Raw genomic sequence first — 14,575 nt, 5'->3', positions numbered from 1 at the left:
CAGCGCCGCGCTAGACGGCGATGGCGCGCCGCACAGCCGATTCGGACGGTTCGCCGATCCAGCGACCGTGCGAGGCCAGCAGATGGCTGCACATGGCCGCCGCTGCGGCCTGTGGGTTGCGCGCCTCCAGCGCGTGCAGGACTGCTTCGTGCTCAGCCATCGCCGCCTGCCAGGTGTGGGTTGACTCGACACGCCCGCTCATGCGCGAGGAGATCGGGCTGTGGCGGCCGTCGAACAGCGTTCCCACCATGCCGACAAGCACCGAATTGCCGCACATCTCGGCAATGCTGAGGTGAAAGCGCCGGTCCGCCTCGACAGGCTTGCGGTCATGGGCGTGATCTTCGCGCATCGCTTCCAACGCGTCCTCGATGCGCCTCAGCCCGGCCTTGGTGACCCGGGCCGCGGCCAGCGTGATGACCGCACTTTCGAGCACGACGCGCGCCTGCATGAGCTCGGCGGGGCTCTCGCCCAACGCGGGTGTCGCCACATTGCCGCGCTCGGTGGCGGCGCAGAGGTACACGCCCGAGCCGCCGCGGATCTCGACGCGGCCGTCAATCTCCAGCGCGATCAGCGCCTCGCGCAACGATGGCCGAGACACACCCAGCTGCAGCGCCAGCTCACGCTCCGCCGGCAGGCGTGATCCGTCGGCGATGCCTTCGGTCTCGATCAACGCTCGAATCCGGTCCGCGACCAGCTGATATTGGCGGCGGGCGTCGCCGCCGCCGCGAGGTTGACTGGCCATGGCTCACTTGAATCAAAAAATTGGACTGACCAAATGCTATCGCGCGCCACGCGAAAGATTCGGCTTCGCAAGGAAAACCCTGGCGAAATCGCTCAAGGATCTGACCGTTTGAGGCGCCATGCCGGCGCGAGGCTGGTCGTTGCCTCAGTCGGCGACAGCCGCCCCGGCCGGCGGATCGGACGGTTCGCCGATCCATCGGCCGTGCGACGCCAGCAGGTGGCTGCCCATCGCGGCAGCCGCAGCCTGCGGGTTGCGCGCCTCCAGCGCATGGAGGATGGCCTGGTGCTCCGCCAGCGCCACGTGCCAGGCATGCGTTGGCTCGAAGCGCCCGCTCATGCGCGAGGAGATCGGGCTATGGCGGCCATCGAACAGCGTTCCCACCATGCCGACAAGCACCGAATTGCCGCACATCTCGGCAATGCCCAAGTGAAAACGCCGGTCGGCCTCGACCGGCTTGCGCCCAAAGGCATGGTCTTCACGCATCGCCTGCAAGGCCTCCTCGATACGCTGCAATCCCGCCGGCGTGACGCGGGCTGCCGCCAGCGTGACGACCGCGCTTTCGAGCACGACCCGCGCCTGCATGAGTTCGCCGGGGCTGTCTCCCAGGGCCGACGTTGCCACATCGCCCTGGTCCTGGCCGGCACAGACATACACGCCCGAGCCGCCGCGGATCTCGACGCGGCCGTCGATCTCCAGCGCAATGAGTGCCTCGCGCAACGACGGCCGTGACACGCCGAGCTGCAAGGCGAGGTCACGCTCCGCCGGCAGCCGCGACCCGGCCTCTCGGCCTTCCGTCTCGATCAAGGCTCGAATGCGGTCCGCGACCAACTGGTACTGGCGGCGCGTGTCGCTACCGCGAGGGTGTTGAGCCATGTTTCCCTGGATGTGGCAATTGGACTGACCACATGCTAACGCCCCAAATTGCGAAATTTACAGCCACGTCACGAAAACCCCAATGAATATCCCTGCTGCGCGGGATCAATTCGGGTATTCACCGGTCTTACCAAAAAGTCTCAGTGGCAAAGTGGCAATACCAAAGTGGTTTGACCGAACGCCGCAGGCCATCGGCCTGAAAGCGCGAACTGCCTTCGCTTCAGGCCGCCGCGACACCCTCCAGGTTCGCTGCACCTATTGATCCCTCTGTCGGCCGGCGCGCAAGTGCTGGCCGGCCCGTTCCCGCCGCCATGCCGAATCTTCTTTCGCGCCGTCTCGCCCAAGTGGCGCTGGCGGTTGCCCTGCCCCTCGCCGCCACGGCCACCCTCGCGGCCGACATGCCCCGCCTCGCCCAGCGCGACGGCCGTCACGCGCTGATCGTTGATGGCGCGCCATTCACCATCCTGGGTGCCCAGGTCCACAACTCCAGCAACTACCCAGAGGCGCTGAAGAAGGTCTGGCCCGCCATTGCCGACATCCACGCCAACACCGTGGAGGTGCCGGTGGCCTGGGAGCAGATCGAACCCGTCGAAGGGCGCTTCGACTTCTCCTTCGTCGACACCCTCGTCAAGCAGGCGCGCGAGAACAAGGTGCGCGTGGTGCTGCTGTGGTTCGGCACCTGGAAGAACACCAGCCCGCAGTACACGCCCGCCTGGGTCAAGTTCGACAACCAGCGCTTCCCGCGCATGGTCGAGCCGGACGGCAAGAACAGCTACTGCCTCTCGCCTCTCGGCGAAGAAACGCTCAAGGCCGACAGACGAGCCTTCACGGCGCTGATGGCCCACCTGAAGAAGATCGACGAGAACGAGCGCACCGTGCTGATGGTGCAGGTGGAAAACGAGGTCGGCACCTTCGGCCTGGTGCGCGACTTCGGCAAGACGGCACAGGCCGCTTTCGAAGCCGACGTGCCAGCCGCCGTGCTGGCGCGCAAGAAGGCGCCGGTGCCGGGCGCGGCCAAGGGCAACTGGCGCGCCGTCTACGGCGACTACGCCGACGAGTACTTCCACGCCTGGGCCAAGGCCCGCTACATCGGCGAGATCGCCAAGGCCGGCCGCGCCGTCTACGACCTGCCGATGTATGTCAACAACGCGCTGCGCGACCCGCTGGAGCAGCCGCCCAAGCCCTGGAACAAGAACTTCGCCAGCGGCGGCCCGACCTACGACGTCATCGACATCTACAAGGCCGCCGCGCCCGCCATCGACATCGTCGGCCCCGATATCTACAACCCCGAGTCGGCCAAGCTCAACGCCAATCTGGCCAAGTTCAAGCGTCCCGACAACGCCTTGTTCGTGCCCGAGATCGGCAATGCCGAGCTCTATGCCCGCTACCTCTATCAGATCCTGGGCAGCGGCTCCATCGGCGTCTCGCCCTTCGGCATCGACTACTTCGATTACGCCAACTACCCGCTCGGCGCCAAGACCAACGACAAGGCCACGCTGGAGCCTTTCGCCAAGATCTTCGCCGCCTTCCGGCCGATGCAGCGCCAGTGGGCGCGATGGGCCTTCGAGGGCCGCACGCACGGCGTGTCCGAGCCCGACGACCATGCCGACCAGTTCGTCACGATGAAGGGCTGGAAGGCCCACGTCACCTTCGGCCAGTGGCAGTTCGGCGAGCGTGAATGGCCGGGCAACCAGAAGGAGGCACCGGCGCATGCCGCCAAGCTCGTCGGTGGCGTGTCCATCGCGCAGATCGGCGACGACGAGTTCCTGCTGGTGGGCCAGCAGGCGCGCGTGCGCATCGACGACGTCGAAGGCAGCGGCCGCGTGCTGATCGAGTACGCCGAGGAAGGCCACTTCGACACCAGCGGCAAGTGGGTGATGGAGCGCCGCTGGAACGGCGACCAGGTCGACTGGGGCCTGAACTTCGTCGCGAACCCGCGCGTGCTGAAGGTCAAGATGGGGCGCTACAAGTGAGCGGCGTTCGCACGTCATTCCTCGGCGCGCTGCTCACCACGGCGGCCCTGGGCGCCCTGGCGCAGGCAGCGCCCGACATCACCCTCCTGCCGGCGCCATCGGCCGCCTGGCGCACTGTCGTCGGCCACTGGGAGAAACAGGTCGAGCTGGCAGGCGACGGCGTCGTCGTCCCGGCGCCGACCGCCGACTACGCACGAGCCAGCACGCTGGCCGCGAGCGCACTCACGACCGGCGGCAAACGCGAGGCCGTGTTGCTGGACTGGAAGGATCTCTGGCAGGCCACGCTGCGCATCGAAAGCCGCGAGCCGCTGGACTTGCGCCCCTACCTGGGCGGCACGCTGGAGTTCGACCTCGATGTGGCCGAACTCGCCAAGGGCGGTGTGCGTGCCAAGCTCAGTTGCGGCGACGGCTGCGAGCGCGGCGTCAACCTCATCGAGCCGGCGCGCAGCTGGGCCGGCAAGGGCTGGCAGCACGTCGCCCTGGCCATGAGCTGCTTCACGCGCGAAGGCGCCGACTTCTCCAAGGTCAGGCTGCCGTTCGCCATCGACGCGACCGGCACGGGCCGCGTCAGCGTCGCCAACGTGCGCATCACGCGCACGGCCAAGGCCGGGCTGGCCTGCCCCGACTACCGCACCGAGTCCGTCACGCCGGCCATGCTCAACGAGTCCTGGGCCGTCGATTGGTGGCAGCCGCGCCACGAGCAAAAGCTGCAGGAGAAGGCCCGGCTGATCGCCGCCGGCACGCCGCCCGAAGTCGTCTTCATCGGCGACTCCATCACCCAGGGTTGGGAGAAGGACGGCAGTGAGGTCTGGCAGCGCCACTACGCGCCCCTGCACGCACTGGCCCTGGGCTTCGGCGGCGACCGCACCGAGAACGCGCTGTGGCGGCTGCAGCACGGCGAGGTCGACGGCATCGCGCCCAAGGTGGCCGTGCTGATGATCGGCACCAACAACACCGGCCACCGCGCGGAGGCGCCGGAGCGGACGGCCGCCGGCGTCAAGCGCCTGCTCGACGAACTGCGTCAGCGCCTGCCCAGGACCCAGCTGCTGCTGTTGGCCATCTTCCCGCGCGGCGACAAACCCGACGACTTCCTGCGTGGCATCAACCAGCGCGTCAACAAGCTCCTCGAAGGTCTGGCCGACGGCCGCAGCGTTCACTTCCTGGATATCAATGCCGCGCTGCTCAATACCGACGGCACGCTTGGCAAGGACGTCATGCCCGACCTGCTGCATCCCAACGCCAAGGGCTACGACATCTGGCAGCGGTCCATGGCGCCGACGCTGCAGAAGCTGCTGAGGTCGACGCCATGACGCTGGCGGCCACCGCTGCCGAGCCGACCCGGATGCCGGGCGGCCTGCCGTGCCGCGCGTGGGCGCACGACCATTTCGTGTCCAAGGCATGAACACGCCGGCCACGCTGCCCCTGGTTCCGCGGCATCCAGCCGTGGTGGCAGCCCTCGGCAGCGCAGGCACGACCCGCCCTACCCAGTCCTGGGGCCGCGGCATCGACGGCCAGCGGCTGGCGGACCTGGGCGACGGAAGCTTTCGCAACCCCGTCGTGGCCGGCGATCATCCCAACCCCGCCATCCTGAAGGACGGCCCCGACTACTACATGACCTTCTCGTCGCGGCAGTCCTGTCCGGGTGCCGTGGTCTGGCATTCGCGCGACCTGGTGAACTGGGTGCCCATCGCCGCGGCGCTGAACCAGCCGCTCGGCACGGGCTCGCCGACGGATCTTGTCCGGCACAACGGCCGCTACTTCCTCTACCTCCCCTTGCTACGGCCTCAGGGGGTCGGCATCCACGTCATGCACGCCGACAGCATCCGCGGGCCCTGGAGCGATCCCGTCGACCTGGGGCTGCAGGGGTGCCTGGACCCGGCCCATGTCGTGGGCGAGGACGGCAGGCGCCATCTCTTCGTCAACGGCGACCGGCGCGTCGGCCTCACGGACGACGGACTGGCCACCATCGGTGGGCTTGTCCATGCCCAGACGGCCCGCAGCGCCGCACCGGCCGCGACCGCCGGCGCCAAGCTGCTGCGCCGGGGCGACTTCTTCTACCGCGTCCAGGCCCAGTGCGCCAACGCGCTTGACGGCCATGTGGTCAAGGTGGCGCGAGCGCCTTCCATCGCCGGGCCCTGGCAGGACGGCCCGTTCAGCCTGATCGATAGCGCAGCGGACGGGCCGTGGCGCACCAGCGGCCCTGCCAGCCTGGTGGAAGGCCCGGCAGGCGACTGGTGGATGCTGTGCCACGGCCACGAAAGCGGCTACCGCACCCTCGGGCGGCAGGTGCTGCTGGCGCCGATCGAATGGACGCGTGACGGCTGGCCGCGCAGCAATGGCGACCCGCTCGACCGGGCCCAGCGCAAGCCGCGCGGTGGATCGGTGTTGGCAGCGGGTCTCTCGCTCAGCGACGACTTCACGCATGACCGCCTCGGCCTGCAGTGGACCTTCCAGGACGCAACGCCCGAGGACCTGCAGCGCACCCGCTATGACGGCACCGGTCTGACGCTGCGGGGCAAGGGCACGGGGTTGTCCGACTGCTCACCGCTGACCTGCCTCGCGGGCGATCGCAGCTACACCGCCGAGATCGAATTCGAGCTTGAAGGTGCGGCCCAGGGTGGGCTGGCTCTCTTCCATGACGCGCGCGGCTTTGTCGGCGTGGGCATCGGCGACGGCCAGATGCACACCTACAGCTATGGCCAGCGCCACGGCTGGATGCGGCAGGCCGTGCAAGGGCAGCATCACCGCCTGCGCGTGACGAACCGCCGCCACCTCCTGACCTTCGAGCATGCGATCGGCGACGGTCCCTGGACCTGCAACCCGTGGCTCACTGAGGTTTCAGCCCTGCACCAGACCGCCGCCGGCAGCCTTGCAAGCCTGCGGCCGGCGCTGTTCGCCGCCGGCGAGGGCGAGGTGCGCCTGCGCCGCTTCAGCTACAACTGCATCGGGCCCGAGCCCTGAGATCCCTCCCAAAGCCCGAGCGCGACGGAGACATTCGCGCCGAGCATTTCCGCAAGAGAAAAGGTTGATCCATGAAGTCCAAGTTATTGAAGACCCTGCGCCTGTTGTCGGCGCTGCCAGCGCTGGCTCACGCCCAGGGCTGCGGCAGCGGCATGGCTGACGCCGGTGCGCCRCGCCTGCCTGACCAGATCAATGCCCTCGTCGACGCTACAAAGTAAACGTCCCCACCGGCAACCACAGGGCCGGCATCGCAAAACGGGCATGGCGTGCTTCGGCGCGCCATGCCCATCTCCACATCTGACACCGCCATGTCCGCACATCTCCCGACCCGCCGCTCCTTCCTTCAGGCCGCCACCGCTGCCGCTGGCGCCACCGGCCTGCCCGCGGCGCAGGCTGCGCCCGCCCCGTTCAAGCCCACCTGGGACTCCCTCGTCGAGGGCTACCGCACGCCGGACTGGTTCCGCGACGCAAAGTTCGGCATCTGGGCGCACTGGAGCGCTCAGTGCGTGCCCGAGATGGGCGACTGGTACGCCCGCCAGATGTACACCCAGGGCAACTGGCAGTACGACCACCACGTGCGCACCTATGGCCACCCGACCAAGGTCGGATTCATGGAGATGCAGAACCGCTGGAAGGCCGAAGCCTGGGAGCCCGAGGCCCTGATGGACCTCTACGCCAAGGCCGGCGCCAAGTATTTCGTCGCGCTGGCCAACCATCACGACAACTTCGACGCCTACGATTCCAAGTACCACGGCTGGAACTCAGTGCGCGTCGGCCCCAAGCGCGACCTCGTCGGCGAATGGGCCAAGGTGGCGCGTGCCAAGGGCCTGCGCTTTGGCGTCAGCAACCATTCGGCGCATGCCTGGCACTGGCTGCAGACGGCCTACGGCTACGACCCCGARGGSCCGCTGGCCGGCCAGCGCTACGACGCCTACCGCTTGACCAAGGCTGACGGCAAGGGCACCTGGTGGGAAGGCCTGGATCCGCAAGACCTCTACACCGGCCGCAACATGGTSATGCCYGACGGCATCAACACCATCCGCACGGCCAACGAGTGGCATGAGCAGAACGACCGCGTCTGGGACGAGAAGGCGCCGCCGCACAACCCGGCGTTCACCCGCCAGTGGTTCCTGCGCTGCCGCGACCTCATCGACAGCTACCGACCCGACCTCGTCTATTTCGACAACTCCGGCCTGCCCCTGGGCCAGGCCGGGCTGGACATCACGGCGCACTACTACAACGCCAGCATGGCCTGGCACGGCGGCAAGCTGGAGGCCGTTGTCAATGCCAAGGTGCTGCCGCCCGAGCGCCGTGCCGGTGTCGTCGAGGACGTCGAGCGCGGCCAGCGCGAAGGCATCGAGCCGCTGCCCTGGCAGACCGACACCTGCATCGGCGACTGGCACTACAACCGTGGCGTGTTCAACAACCACAGCTACAAGTCGGCCGCCAGCGTGATCCACAGCCTGTGCGACATCGTCTCCAAGAACGGCAACCTGCTGCTGTCCATCCCCGTGCGCGGTGACGGCAGCATCGATGCCGACGAGCGCCGCTTCCTCGAGCAGATGGCCGAGTGGATGGGCCGCAATGGCGAGGCCATCCACGGCACACGGCCCTGGCGCAGCTTCGGCGAAGGCCCGACCCGCGTGGGCGGCGGCATGTTCAGCGAAGGCAAGGCGCACTTCGGCGCCGAGGACATCCGCTTCACGACCAAGGGCGGCGCCCTCTACGCCATCGCACTGGGCTGGCCCAAAGGCGGCCTGCTGCGCATCCAGGCGCTGGCGCAGGACTCGGCGCTGGCGCCCGATGCCATCGAGCGCGTCGAGGTGCTGGGCTCGACGGACAGCCTGGCCTTCACGCGCAGCCGCAAGGGCTTGGAGGTGAAGCTGCCCGAGGGCCTCGCCGGCACGCCGGCCGTGGCGCTGAAGATCCGCGGCGCTGGCCTGGCTTGAAGCTGAACCTGGTCATCGCGGCGGTGCCGCGGTGATCCTGGAACCCTTGCGCTGAAGACGGATACGCCGTCGCCGATGTTCACTGAGAAACCCATGAAGACCATTCTTTCGACGCTTCTGCTGCCCCTCGGGCTGGCCTGCACGTTTGCGGCTTGCGCCGCCGACGGCACCGGCATGCGCGAATTGACCAGCCTGCAGCTCTCCCGTGAGATGTCGCCCGGCCTGAACCTGGGCAATACGCTCGATGCCGTACCGAGCGAAACCGCCTGGGGCAACCCACCCGCCAACCAGGTGGTGATGAACGCCTTCAAAGCAGCCGGCTTCAACACCGTGCGCATCCCGGTGGCCTGGAACCAGTACGCCGATGCCAACGGCAACATCAGCCCCGCCTGGATGGCCCGCGTCACGCAGGTGGTGGACTACGCCCGCAAGGCCGGGCTGTACGTGCTGCTCAACACGCATTGGGACGGCGGCTGGGCGGACCACCCCACCTACGCCAAGCAGGCCGAGGTCAATGCCAGGTTGACGAAGTTCTGGACCCAGATCGCCAAGAACTTTGAGGGCTACGACGACCACCTGCTGTTCGCCGGCACGAACGAAGTGCACATCGAGAAGGAATACGGCCGGCCCACGCCCGAAAACTGCACGGTGCAGAACAGCTTCAACCAGACCTTCGTCAACACCGTGCGCGCCACCGGCGGCAACAACGCCAAGCGCCACCTCATCGTGCAGTCCTACAACACGAGTCACATCGATGCACTGGGATGCAACGCCAAGCTGCCCGCCGACACCTTGCCCGCGCGGCTGATGATGGAAGTGCACTACTACGACCCCTTCCCCTTCACCATCGACGACAAGAGCAAGATCTGGCAGTGGGGCAAGATCGCCACCGACCCCGCCGCCACCGTGACCTGGGCCAACGAGCCCCAGGTCGATGCCGCCTTCCAGGCGCTGAAGGCCGCCTTCATCGACAAGGGCGTGCCGGTGGTGCTGGGTGAATACGCCGTCGCCATGAAGCGCGCCTACCCAGGCATGGACCGCTACCGCATGTACTGGAACGAGTACATCACCGGCTCGGCCGTGCGCCACGGCATGGTGCCCGTCTACTGGGACACCGGCGGCCTGTTCGACCGCAAGACTGGCGCGCGCAAGGACGCCGTCATTGAACTCATCGTCAACGCCGCCAACACCGCCGACACCGCCAAGAAGCCATGAACAAGTTCTCCTCCTTCTTCACCTGGCTGCTTGCGCTGACGCTGTGCGCAGGGCCTGCAGCAGCCAATGACAACCCGCGCCAGCGCACTCGCATCGACGATGGCTGGCGCTTCGCGCTCGGCCATGCGCATGACCCGGCGCAGGACTTCGACCACAGCACGCGGGCCTTCTTCTTCGCCAAGGCCGGCTTTGGCGACGGCCCCGCATCGGCCGAGTTCGACGACCGGCCGTGGCGCCGCGTCGATCTGCCGCACGACTGGGCGGTGGAACTGCCCTTCGACGCACGCGGCAGCACGACGCACGGCTCCAAGGCCATCGGCAGGGCCTTTCCGGAGAACAGCGTCGGCTGGTACCGGCGCGAGCTCGCTGTTCCTGCGTCCGCGAAGGGCAAGCGCATCGCGCTGGAGTTCGACGGCGTCTTCCGCGACAGCGTGGTCTGGGTCAACGGCCACTACCTGCGCCACGAGGCCAGCGGCTACTCGAGCTTTCGCGTCGACATCAGCGACTACCTGCACTACGGTGGCCGCAACATCGTCGCCGTGCGCGTGGACGCTACCACGCAGGAAGGCTGGTGGTACGAAGGTGCGGGCATCTACCGCCACGTCTGGCTGACCCAGACCGAGCCACTGCACGTCGACCACTGGGGCACGTTCGTGCGTGCCACGGTGAACGGCAACCGCGCCGACGTGGCCGTTGACGTGACGGTGCGCAACGACGGCAAGGCCGCCGAGTCGTTCAGCCTGGAACACGAGCTGCGCGACCCCGAGGGCCGGGTCGTCGCGCGGGGCAGCGTGCCCGCCCGGCGCGTGGCGGTGGATGCCACCGCAGAGGGCAGCGCCACGCTGCGCGTGACCGCACCGAAGCTGTGGTCGCTGCTGACGCCGCAGCGCTACACGCTGACGACGCAGGTCAAGCGCGGCGGGCAGGTGGTCGACAAATACGACACGCCGTTCGGCATCCGCTCCCTCCGCTTCGACGCGGACAAAGGCTTCTTCCTGAACGGCCAGCACGTCAAGCTGCACGGCACCAACAACCACCAGGACCATGCCGGCATTGGCGTCGCGCTGCCTGACGCCATGCACGACGCGCGGCTGAAGATGCTCAAAGACATGGGTGTGAACGCGATCCGCTCGGCCCACCACCCGGCCACGCCCGAACTGCTGGACGCCTGCGACCGCCTTGGCATCCTCGTCATTGACGAGCACCGCATGATGGGCACCGCGCCGCAGTTGCGCGACGAGATGGAACGCATGGTGCGGCGCGACCGCAACCACCCGTCCGTCATCCTGTGGTCGGTGGGCAACGAGGAATGGGCCATCGAGAACAGCGAGATCGGCACCCGCCTGGCGCGCGAGATGCAGGCCATCGTCAAGCGCATGGACCCGACGCGCCCTGCGACGCTGGCTGCGTCCAGCTCCGGCGGGCCCGAAGGCACGGCAGTAGGCTCCGAGGTGCTGGGCTTCAACTACAAGGCGCAGCACGACATCGACGCGATGCACAAGCGCTTCCCCGAGCGTGCGTCCGTCGTCACCGAGGAAGGCCTGACCTATGCCACGCGCGGCATCTACGCCGACGACCCGGCGCGGGTGCACGTCGCCGCCTACGACAAGCGTTCCGGCGGCGCTTCGACGGCGTCCATCGAGGAGGCCTGGCGCTTCAACGCCGAGCGCCCCTTCATGGCCGGCATGTTCGTCTGGACCGGTTTCGACTACCGCGGCGAGACCACGCCCTACGGCTGGCCCGCCGTCTCCTCGCAGTTCGGCATGATGGACACGACCGGTGCGTTGAAGGACAGCGGCTACTACCTGAAAGCTGCCTGGACGTCTGAGCCGATGGTGCATGTGCTGCCCCACTGGAACTGGCCCGGCCGAGAAGGCCAGCCCGTCGATGTGCGCGTCTACGCCAACACCGACGAAGTGGAACTGCTGCTGAACGGCAGCTCGCTCGGCCGCAAGCCGCTGGCGCGCTACGCCCACCTGCAGTGGAGCGTGCCCTACGCGCCGGGCAGCCTGACGGCGCGCGGCTACCAGGCCGGCAAGCTGGTCGTGACCGAGACCGTGGCCACCACCGGCGACGGCAGCGCCGTGCGGCTGACGGCGGACCGCGCACGCATCCGCGCCGATGGCGACGACGTGGCGGTGGTGCGTGTCAGCGTCGTCGACCGTGAAGGCCGCGTCGTTCCCACCGCCAACCAGCGCCTCAGCTTCGAGGTTTCAGGCCCCGCGCGGTTGATCGGCATGGGCAACGGCGACCCGGGTTCTCACGAGGCCGACAAGCCGGCCGAGTTCCATCGCTACGCCGCGCTCGGCCACTGGCGCCTGCAAGGCGTGGCACGTTCGGAAGACGCCGCGGCATTGCTGGCCGGTGCCGGCGAGGCCAAGGGGCGTGACCCCTTCGCCTGGGTGCCCGCCGACGCGCAACCGGCCGACAGCGCCTGGAACGTGGTGCATGCCAGCTTTGCGCGCCCGCCTGCGACGGCAAGACGCGCATCGCTGTTCGTGGGCGACATCGCACCCGGTGTGCAGGTCTACCTGAATGGCCGCCCGGTGACGCCGCGGCCCGAGGAAGGCATGGGCGTGATCGACCTCGACCCGGCACAGTTGAACGATAGCAACACGCTCAGCCTGGTCTTCGCCACGCCAGCCGGTGGCACGCGCAAGCTCTTCGACGACGCCCAGGGCGGCCGTCGCTGGGCGACGCTGCGCACGTCCACCGCCGCCGGGCCATGGCAGCGCAGCGTGTTCAACGGCCAAGCGCAGGTGATCCTGCAATCCACCGGCGGCCCGGGCCGCGCCACGCTGCGCGCCCGCGGCGACGGCCTGGACCTGGGCAGCCTGACCCTCGACGCCTTCTGAGCCGCGCCATCTGCGATCCCACCGCCCATCTGGAACCGGCAAGCTGAACCCAAAGAGCCCCTCATGACCCAGACCTTCAATCGCATCGTCATCGTGGGCGGGGGCACCGCAGGCTGGATGACCGCCGCCGCCATCGCTACCGGCCTGAAGGGGCGCTGCACGGTGGAGGTGGTGGAGTCCGAGGAGATCGGCATCATCGGCGTCGGCGAGGCGACCTTCCCGTCCATCCGCAACTACAACCGGCTGATCGGCATCGACGAGGCCGAATTCCTGCGTGCCACGCACGGCACCTACAAGCTGGGCATCGAGTTCCGCGACTGGCGGGTGCAAGGCGAACGCTACTTCCACACCTTCGGCGACTTCGGCGAGATGCAGGGGCCGCACGCGCTGTGGGGCCAGTACCGGCGCCTGGCCGACCCGGCGCTCGGCGGGCTTGGCGAGCAATGCCTGCCCACCGTCATGGCCATGCAGGGCCGCTTCGTGCCGCCCGACGACGAGGGCCGCGCACCCTACAAGTACGCCTATCACTTCGACGCCACCCTCTATGCCGGCTTCCTGCGCCGCCTGGCCTTCGGCCGTGGCGCGCGCCGCACCGACGGGCGCATCGTCGGCGTCACGCGGCGCGCCGACGGCGGCGTTCACAGCCTCAGGCTGGCCGATGGCCGCGAGATCGAAGGCGACCTCTTCATCGACTGCTCCGGCTTCGGCTCGCTGCTGTTGGGCAAAACGCTGGGAGAACCCTTCGTCGACTTCAGCCGCTGGCTGCCGGTGGACAGCGCCTGGGCGTGCCCCTGCGAGCGCACCGGCACGGCGCTGACGCCCTACACCCGCGCGACCGCGCTCGAAGGCGGCTGGGCCTGGCGCATCCCACTGCAAAGCCGCACCGGGCATGGCCATGTCTTCAGCAGCCGCCATATCGACGCCGACCGCGCCCGCGATCAGCTGCTGCAGCAGCTGGACGGCAAGCCCCTGGCCGAACCGCGGCTGCTGCGCTTCACCACCGGCCACCGCGAGCGCTTCTGGGTCCACAACGTCGTGGCCCTCGGCCTGTCTTCGGGCTTCCTCGAGCCGCTGGAATCGACCAGCATCTTCCTGATCCAGAGTGGCCTGGGCCACCTGATGGGCTTGTTAACGTCCGGTCAGCCGATCAGCGAGGGCGTGGTGGCCGACTACAACGCGCGGGCCGTGCGCGAGTTCAGCCGCATCCGCGACTTCATCATCCTTCACTACTGCCTCACGGCACGCCGCGACAGCGCGCTGTGGCGCGACATGGCGGCGATGGAACTGCCCGAGACGCTGGCCTTCAAGATCGACGCCTGGCGCCGCCTGGGCCTGCTGCACCTGCAGGGCGACGAGGGCTTTGACGAGCACAGCTGGCTGGCCATCCATGCCGGCATGCAGCACTGGCCCGAACGCACCGACCCGGTTCTGCAGGAAATGCCGCCCGACGAGGCGCGACAGGCCCTGCAGCAGCGCCGCCACGCCATCGCCGAGTCGGTTGCCCGGCTCCCCTCGCATGAGGCCTTCCTTGGCCAGGGGTTGGCCAGGGGCGGTGCATGAACGGCGCCCCGCCCCGCCGCCGTGCCGCCTGGCGCTGGCGGTGGCAGGCTCCCATCTATGCCCATGAACCCGTTTTAAGTTGCTGAAGTAGAAGACCATGAACCCGATTCCACCCGAGGCCGGCAAGCCCACCACCGAAACCGGACAGCAGCAGCAATGGCGGCGGGGGGTCAACGGCTATGCGCTGACCATTGCGGTGATCGTCCATCTCATCCTGCTGGCGGCGGTGCTGATGTGGCGCACCCGCGTGCCGCCCCCAGAGAAGCCCCGCATCACGGATGTGAGCATCGTTGAGCTCAAGACCCCGCCAAAGCCTCCCGAGCCCCCGCCGCCCGCCCCCAAGATGCCCGATCTGCCGCCCCCGAGCATGCCGCCCATGCCCGAACTCCCGGTGATCGAGGTGCCCAAGGTCGCGCCCGTGCCGCAAGCCGTCGCGCCGGTGGTGGC

At 68.4% G+C, this 14,575-nt stretch carries 10 protein-coding genes and 1 pseudogene; 9 read left to right on the top strand and 2 right to left on the bottom strand.

Annotated features, from left to right (window positions below):
- Nucleotides 1-10: 10 nt before the first annotated feature.
- Complete coding sequence (locus ACXJKJ_RS26560; RefSeq protein WP_056197505.1) at nucleotides 11-742, bottom strand: FadR/GntR family transcriptional regulator; 732 nt, start codon at nucleotides 740-742, stop codon at nucleotides 11-13.
- Between the two features lie 144 nt (nucleotides 743-886).
- Nucleotides 887-1,615, bottom strand: coding sequence for a FadR/GntR family transcriptional regulator (locus ACXJKJ_RS26555; RefSeq protein WP_457322484.1), 729 nt, complete (start codon nucleotides 1,613-1,615; stop codon nucleotides 887-889).
- A 311-nt stretch (nucleotides 1,616-1,926) separates the two neighbouring features.
- Here ACXJKJ_RS26555 and ACXJKJ_RS26550 point away from each other — a divergent pair, with 311 nt between their 5' ends.
- The 9 genes and pseudogenes from ACXJKJ_RS26550 to ACXJKJ_RS26510 all read left to right on the top strand — a co-directional run.
- Entirely contained in the window at nucleotides 1,927-3,588 is a 1,662-nt protein-coding gene (locus ACXJKJ_RS26550; RefSeq protein WP_457393771.1) for a GH35 family beta-galactosidase, read from the top strand.
- Nucleotides 3,585-4,898, top strand: coding sequence for a GDSL-type esterase/lipase family protein (locus tag ACXJKJ_RS26545; protein WP_457393768.1), 1,314 nt, complete (start codon nucleotides 3,585-3,587; stop codon nucleotides 4,896-4,898). The genes ACXJKJ_RS26550 and ACXJKJ_RS26545 overlap by 4 nt, the downstream gene beginning before the upstream one ends.
- Before the next feature lie 88 nt (nucleotides 4,899-4,986).
- Nucleotides 4,987-6,549, top strand: coding sequence for a family 43 glycosylhydrolase (locus ACXJKJ_RS26540; protein WP_457393766.1), 1,563 nt, complete (start codon nucleotides 4,987-4,989; stop codon nucleotides 6,547-6,549).
- A 71-nt stretch (nucleotides 6,550-6,620) separates the two neighbouring features.
- A complete protein-coding gene (locus ACXJKJ_RS26535; protein WP_457393764.1) occupies nucleotides 6,621-6,767 on the top strand; it encodes a hypothetical protein in 147 nt (48 codons plus the stop codon).
- 90 nt (nucleotides 6,768-6,857) lie between these two features.
- Entirely contained in the window at nucleotides 6,858-8,498 is a 1,641-nt protein-coding gene (locus tag ACXJKJ_RS26530; protein WP_056197512.1) for an alpha-L-fucosidase, read from the top strand.
- Between the two features lie 93 nt (nucleotides 8,499-8,591).
- Nucleotides 8,592-9,713 (top strand): glycoside hydrolase family 5 protein, encoded by a 1,122-nt coding sequence (locus ACXJKJ_RS26525; RefSeq protein ID WP_457393762.1) that lies wholly within the window; start codon nucleotides 8,592-8,594, stop codon nucleotides 9,711-9,713.
- On the top strand, nucleotides 9,710-12,568 hold the full coding sequence (gene galA, locus ACXJKJ_RS26520) for a beta-galactosidase GalA (RefSeq protein ID WP_457393760.1): 2,859 nt from the start codon (nucleotides 9,710-9,712) through the stop codon (nucleotides 12,566-12,568). The genes ACXJKJ_RS26525 and galA overlap by 4 nt, the downstream gene beginning before the upstream one ends.
- Nucleotides 12,569-12,631: 63 nt before the next feature.
- Nucleotides 12,632-14,128 (top strand): tryptophan halogenase family protein, encoded by a 1,497-nt coding sequence (locus tag ACXJKJ_RS26515; protein WP_457393758.1) that lies wholly within the window; start codon nucleotides 12,632-12,634, stop codon nucleotides 14,126-14,128.
- 97 nt (nucleotides 14,129-14,225) lie between these two features.
- Nucleotides 14,226-14,575 (top strand): annotated as a pseudogene (locus ACXJKJ_RS26510) (hypothetical protein); the annotation flags it as partial.

The organism is Roseateles sp. P5_E1, from assembly GCF_054049335.1.
The sequence above is the reverse complement of the archived record's forward strand: the minus strand, read 5'-3'. Positions and strand labels throughout refer to the sequence as shown.